Genomic DNA, 6,609 nt, shown 5'->3' with positions numbered 1-6,609 from the left:
CTATTTTCCGCCCGTCTTTGCCGGATAGTACGCGTATCCGGAAAAGATGACACATCTCTCACCTATTTTCCGCCCGTCTTTGCCGGATAGTACGCGTATCCGGAAAAGATGACACATCTCTCACCTATTTTCCGCCCGTCTTTGCCGGATAGTACGCGTATTCGGAAAAGATGACATACACTAGCACCTATTCCACCACTCGCCTTCTTTAATAAGCATCATCATTCATATTACTATCCTCTTTCCACCAAGTTTTGTTACTATAAACGTGAAGATAAAGGAGGCAATACAATGGAACAATTAAAAGGAAAAGTTGCTTTAATTACAGGTGGTTCTAGTGGTATCGGTCTTGAAATTGCGAAAGCTTTAGCACAGGAAGGCGTAAATATCGCAATTACCGGACGTAACTTTGATAAGTTAGAATCAGCTATCACAACACTCGATCAATACGACATCGATACGACAGCAATTGTTTGTGATAATAAAAATGCAGAAGATATAAAATCATGTGTCGCACATGTTCTTGAAACATTTGAGCGAATTGATATATTAGTAAATAACGCAGGTGTAATGAAAAATGCACCTTTCTTAGAAACATCAGAAGCGTTATTAGATGAGCTCATCCAGACAAATGTATACGGTCCATTCCGCTTTATGCAGGAAGTAGCACCAGTCATGATTAAACAAGGTCAAGGCGATATCGTTAATATGAGCTCTATGTCAGCAGTGAATGCTAATGCCAATTCAAGTGCTTATTCAGCTACAAAATTTGCACTTTCTGGTATGTCTGATAGCTTTATGCGAGAAATGCGTCCGCATAATATCCGTACATTTCTTATTCACCCTTCAGCAGTGCTAACAGACTTAATCGGTGAACCGTCACTTGAACCTGAATCAATGACACACCCTGAAGATGTTGCTGAAGTTATTGTGAGCCAATTAAAATTAAATCGACGTACATTTGTTAAACACACTCAAATCTGGGCGACAAACCCAATTAAAAAATAAGGAGGTAAAATAATGTATATCGTAACAAATAGAATTAAAATGAAAAAAGGTTTTGCTGAAAAAATGGCACCAATGTTTACTAAAGGCGGCGACATTACAGAGCTAAAAGGATTTACTAAAATCGAAACTTGGTCAATTCAGAATTTAGATGAATATGACGAACTACATGTAAACACATGGTGGGAAACTTTAGAAGATTTCGAAGCATGGAAAACAAGTGATGCATTTAAAAAAGCACACGCACAACGTGGTAATAAGTCAGAATCTGAGAAACAGGAATCACCGATGTTAGGTTCAGAAATAGTAATTGCAAAGCTTGAAACAGAGGTTAGTAAATGATTAAAGTTGTATTCACCTACACAACTCAAAATGAATATCTACCTGAACTGATGCATAAGTTTCAAGTATCTGCGGATCCTAAATTTAATTCAACGCCATCGAGTACTGATATTAAAATGTATAGACAAACAAATGATACAACTACGACAATCGTACTAGATATTTTCTACAATTCAATAGCTGATTACGAAGCACGCACAGCGTTTGAACGTAGTCAAGAGGATTGGAATGCCATTTGGTTTGCAGTTGATACTAAACATACACTTGAGTCGGTAGAAATATATGAATGTTTATAAAAAGAAGCCCGAACTGCTTAAACAGTTCGGGCTTGATTTTATACCTTAGAAGATTAAATGTGCCATAAGCGTAATAATTGGAAGACATATAATCGTTCTCATCAAAAAGATAACAAATAGCTTCGGTAAGCTGACCGGTATTTTAGAACCTAAAATTACCCCACCTACTTCAGATAAGTAGATTAATTGAGAAATACTGAGTGCACCAATGATAAAACGTGTTAAATCTGACTTTACATCTGAGATTAAAATTGAAGGCAGGAACATATCTGCAAATCCAATTAATATCGTTTCAGATGCAGCAACTGCGTCTGGTATTTGCAATAAATTAAGTAAAGGTACAAACGGCAGCCCTATATATGTAAAGAACTTCGTATGTTCTGCGACAATCGTTGCTAATGTTCCGATTGCCATTACAACAGGTAATACGGCAAACCACATATCCCCAACAGTCTTCACCCCTGATAACCAGAACAGCTTCCATCCTGGTGCTTTAATCGCTTTAACTGTCGCATTGTGATAACCATAACTTACAATCGTATGTCCTTCAGGTGTCGTCTCATCAATAATTTCTGTACTGCCATCTGCATATTGATCTGGCACTTTTGATAATGGCCAGATACGTGGCATAATCATCGCTGCAATTAAGCATGATACGATAACTGTCCCGTAAAAGGCAAAGAAATGATTCATTAACCCTACTTGATCACACACTACTATCGCAAACGTAATCGATACAACTGAGAATGATGTTGCAATAACAGTCGCCTCTCGACGTGTAAAGAAATTCCCTTCATATTGTTTCGACGTAATCATTACACCTACTGTACCATCTCCGATAAATGAAGCTAAATTATCTACTGCAGAACGTCCCGGTAATGTAAATAACGGACGCATTACTTTTGAGAACATCGGTCCTAAAAATTCAAGTAAACCATAATCCATTAAAAATGGTAAAAACAGACCTGCAAAGAAAAAGACTGCAATTAAAGTTGGCAATAACCCAGAATAAATTAATTGTCCTGTGGCTTCTGTATCAACAAAAGGAACATTCATTTTAAAATAAACAATCGTTGCAAATACTGCACCTATTAACCTAACAATGCACCATATCCAATTCACATTAAATAAAGTATTAATATAAGATGATTTAGGTTTACTAATAAAACTAAAATAAAATGTAAATAATATCGAAATCATAATTACACTATAAATCAATGTTGGTGTTGTATTACCCAGTACATTTAAAAACCACTTGGCAAGTACAGCCACAGGCAAACTCGTCTTACCATCAACTTGTAGTGGTGTTAAAAATAAAAATATACCGATAATACTTAAAATAATAAATTTCAGCTGACCTATCTTCCAGGTCTTCTTATCATATTGTTCCATTACGTTCCTCCATTTTTTATTCACAAAAATTAATATTTATACATTAACACACTAAAATTACTGTGTAAATACCATTTCAAAACATTCATTTTTTTGAATATTCGAATAATAAAGACCATAATAATACCCAATCGATAATTTCGATTGGGTATACAGTTTTATTTTACTTCTTTGTAATATAAATTTTTATCAGGGATACTTGGATGTAAATGCATATTACCTTTTAACAGTTGCCAATCATTCTTATAGTAGAATGTATTCGCAACGATATCATGTACATCACTTGTTAAATAATATTTACCTGCAGGAAGTGCTGCAAGTAACTTCGTTCCTATACCGCTATGCTTGCTACTCTTATCAACAGCGATTGAAAGAATCTCAAATGCACCATTTAATTTCTCTTTCTCATCAGCTGTTAAATATCGATCGATTAATTCACGATAAAATTGTTTACTTTCACTCGGATAGCCATACAAATAACCATTGATATTACCAAACTGATGACTAATCAATGCTTTAAATCCTGGTGTTTCACTGTATTTTAAAATATTTGCAACCATTTCTTTATGGCTTCTCGCATCTTCGAAATTTGTTAAATAAATCTCAGCAATTCGATCCACAGCATCTTGAAGTTGTTCTTTTGTTAGTTCCTGAATCATGCCAATCACTCCTCGTCAACCATTATGAAAACCTTTTCATTATCATTATGACCTTTTATAACGCTTTTGACAATGAATTTTTAGAAAATTGCCGCTTCTAAAGCTTCAATTTCAGCAACACCCATATCATCGCCATCTTTACGGAAATAGCGTTTCGCTTCTGTGAAGTAAGATTTAGCTTTATCCATCTCTTCCTGTGCAGCATATAATTCACCTAATGCACGGTTAGAAATCGCAATACTTAAATCATCTTCTGACTGTTCAGCTAATTTTAAAGATGCTTCAAGTGACGCTTTCCCTTCATCATATTGATTATTTAATAATTGTACATATCCTAACTCGTATAAATTTACAGATCGTTTAATCGTATCATCACTAAAGTTAGCATCGATTAATTCAGCTTCTTTCTTAAAGTATGCAATCGACTGATCAAACTCTGCATCCATTCTTTCTACTAATCCTAATTGATGATATGCCATTTGTTGTTCTTCTGCATCTTCAGAATTTAATAAGTTATTTAATGATTCGCGTGCTTTATCAAAGTGATTATCTGCTGCATAAATATATGCCGCATTTAATTGATAGTCCGCGTAATCTTCATCACCTGGATTGATATGATTGCCAATTTCCTGTAATAATTTTGTCGCCTCTTCAATATCCCCATTCTCAAACTGTTCAAATACTAAATCGATTTGTTCATTATAATTCATTGTCATGCTCCTCGCTTTGTTTTGTTTGTTGTAATAGACTTGTTGCTATTGCTGCAAATATATCGCCAATAAATGAAAGTATTGCTCCCATGATGCTCACCTCTCTTTTATTGTATAGTGTTTATCATAATTATTCATCTGATAACATAAGGATGTACTTTTTTATTTTTACTGATATAATTTCTAATGCACGCTATATTGAAAGGATCTATTATGACACGCCTTAAATTATTTACTTTTATACTTAGCATCTTTGTTGTTGGAATGGTGGAACTCGTAGTTGCAGGAATCTTAACGCTTATCAGTGATGATTTAAATATTAATCAATCACTGACCGGTCAATTAGTCACTATCTACGCTTTTACGGTTGCTATTTGTGGTCCAATCCTCGTGAAACTTACCGAAAGATATAATCCGAAATGGATATTGCTCATTAGCATGATTATCTTTATTATCGGAAATACGATTAATGCGGTTGGGGATACATTTACTGTCATCGTCATCGGACGGATTATCGCTTCTGCGGCATCGAGTATCATTGTCGTGAAATTATTAGCTTTAACCGTAGTATTAAGCAGACCTGAAGAACGCGGGAAAATGTTAGGTCTTGTATACATCGGATTTAGTGGCGCTAATGTATTTGGCGTACCTCTCGGCACAAAAATCGGAGAAATGTTCGGTTGGCGTGCGACATTCTGGATGATTGTTATAGTAAGTATTATTGCAACCCTCCTCTTAATGCTTCAGTTACCAAATAAAATTAATGCACAAGCGGAAGATGAAAACAAACATTCAAAACTACTGTATCCTAAAGAAGCTGCAAAATATATTGGTATCACATTCTTTATATTAGCTTCAAACTATATCGTGTTTACTTATATTAGCCCGTTAATGATCAGTCATGGGTATACGCTGCAACACGTCTCTATTCTATTATTTGTTTGTGGTTTAGGTAGTATTGCGGGAACAAGTTTAGGTGGGATGATGGCAGATAAAATTGGTAGTAAGCAATGGTTGATTATCGCCTTATCTGTATTTACGCTATCATTATTTTTCTTTAATATCGCTTTACCATTTTACTTCGTATTACTATTCGTGATGCTTGTCTGGAATATCTTTGAATGGGGAACAAACCCAGCCATTCAAATCGGTATCATAAAGCAAGTAGAAGGTGATTCAAGTACTATCATGGCATGGAATATGTCAGCATTAAATGCGGGTATCGGATTTGGTGCGTTAATTGGTGGTATTATTGTAGAAACATTCTCTTTGTCTGTTGCACCTTATTTATCAATCTTATTTGCGATTATTTGTTTAGGATTAGCTGTGTCCATAAAGAGAGATTAATTTTAGTCTGAACAAAATAACTAAAAAAGAACACACTTTATCTATTGAACTGATAAAGTGTGTTTATTTTTTATTATAAATATTAGATGTAAATTTATATTGTTCCGTAATAAAGTACTGATTCATTTGGCACGATTACTTTGCCATCTTCAGCGAACGCATCGAACAGGTTCGCTAACTTTTCTACAAACGTATCATATTGTCTATCGCCTTCCACTAAAGCATACGATGCGGATAACGAACGATCGATAAATCCTTGTTTGTCATATGTTAATGGAAATTGATATGACTGCTTATCATATTGACCTTCAAAAAAATCTGAGATACTTTCTTCAGAATACTGTACCCCACCACCATAACCGATAAATCCTTTAAAGTTTGGACAGAACGCTGAATAAATTTCTGCGGTCTTTACATTAATCGGTGCTTCTTCTATACGCGTATTCCAGACAAGACAAACCGGGCCATTCCCTTTTAATATTCTTCTGCATTCTGATTTAAACGCAGCGTGATCAAACCAGTGAAAACTTTGTGCTGCAGTAATCATATCAACGGTATGAGATTCAATTTCTGTACTTTCTGCTGGTCGTTCATGTATTTCAAGTTCTTTACACTTTAGTGCCAGACGGAGTTGTGCTGCCATCGCACTATTCGGTTCAATCGCAATAACTTTTGCGCCTAAATCCAGTAATAGTTCAGTGAATATACCAGTCCCCGCGCCGATATCAGCAATCGTTGTCGTCTCATCAATTGAAAAAGTTTCTTTCATATAATCCATTAACGCACAAGCATATTTAGGTCTGGAATTCCGATACTGTTCTACTTTTTCACTAAAAAGTTCTTTACTATCCATATAAC

At 35.1% G+C, this 6,609-nt stretch carries 8 protein-coding genes; 4 read left to right on the top strand and 4 right to left on the bottom strand.

What is annotated here, in order from left to right:
• The first annotated feature begins 291 nt into the window (after positions 1 to 291).
• Genes BHU61_RS12645 through BHU61_RS12635 form a run of 3 tightly spaced genes read left to right on the top strand, consistent with a single transcriptional unit; the run spans position 292 to position 1,643 of the window.
• Complete coding sequence (locus tag BHU61_RS12645) at positions 292 to 1,008, top strand: SDR family NAD(P)-dependent oxidoreductase (protein WP_111717383.1); 717 nt, start codon at positions 292 to 294, stop codon at positions 1,006 to 1,008.
• A gap of 12 nt (positions 1,009 to 1,020) precedes the next feature.
• A complete protein-coding gene (locus tag BHU61_RS12640) occupies positions 1,021 to 1,347 on the top strand; it encodes a heme oxygenase (RefSeq protein ID WP_111717381.1) in 327 nt (108 codons plus the stop codon).
• Positions 1,344 to 1,643: a hypothetical protein gene (locus tag BHU61_RS12635; RefSeq protein WP_111717380.1), complete on the top strand. Its 300-nt coding sequence runs from the start codon at positions 1,344 to 1,346 to the stop codon at positions 1,641 to 1,643. Before BHU61_RS12640 ends, BHU61_RS12635 begins: the two co-directional genes overlap by 4 nt.
• Before the next feature lie 45 nt (positions 1,644 to 1,688).
• Here the strand turns inward: BHU61_RS12635 and BHU61_RS12630 are convergent, their stop codons facing one another.
• The 3 genes from BHU61_RS12630 to BHU61_RS12620 form a co-directional block, all read right to left on the bottom strand.
• Entirely contained in the window at positions 1,689 to 3,035 is a 1,347-nt protein-coding gene (locus BHU61_RS12630) for a YjiH family protein (RefSeq protein ID WP_111717378.1), read from the bottom strand.
• A gap of 158 nt (positions 3,036 to 3,193) precedes the next feature.
• Complete coding sequence (locus BHU61_RS12625) at positions 3,194 to 3,694, bottom strand: GNAT family protein (protein ID WP_111717376.1); 501 nt, start codon at positions 3,692 to 3,694, stop codon at positions 3,194 to 3,196.
• 80 nt (positions 3,695 to 3,774) lie between these two features.
• Positions 3,775 to 4,404, bottom strand: a complete 630-nt coding sequence (locus BHU61_RS12620) for a tetratricopeptide repeat protein (protein ID WP_170122562.1) — start codon at positions 4,402 to 4,404, stop codon at positions 3,775 to 3,777.
• Positions 4,405 to 4,617: 213 nt separating this feature from the next.
• Here BHU61_RS12620 and BHU61_RS12615 point away from each other — a divergent pair, with 213 nt between their 5' ends.
• Positions 4,618 to 5,751, top strand: coding sequence for an MFS transporter (locus tag BHU61_RS12615; RefSeq protein ID WP_111717372.1), 1,134 nt, complete (start codon positions 4,618 to 4,620; stop codon positions 5,749 to 5,751).
• Between the two features lie 94 nt (positions 5,752 to 5,845).
• Here the strand turns inward: BHU61_RS12615 and BHU61_RS12610 are convergent, their stop codons facing one another.
• The gene (locus BHU61_RS12610; RefSeq protein ID WP_111717370.1) at positions 5,846 to 6,604 is read right to left on the bottom strand and encodes a class I SAM-dependent methyltransferase; all 759 of its coding nucleotides are present in this window, start codon (positions 6,602 to 6,604) and stop codon (positions 5,846 to 5,848) included.
• Positions 6,605 to 6,609: the final 5 nt, after the last annotated feature.

The organism is Macrococcus epidermidis (assembly GCF_003259695.1).
In the GTDB taxonomy this organism is placed as follows: domain Bacteria; phylum Bacillota; class Bacilli; order Staphylococcales; family Staphylococcaceae; genus Macrococcoides; species Macrococcoides epidermidis.
Note: the sequence above shows the minus strand (reverse complement) of the source record. Positions and strands in the feature narration are given on the sequence as shown.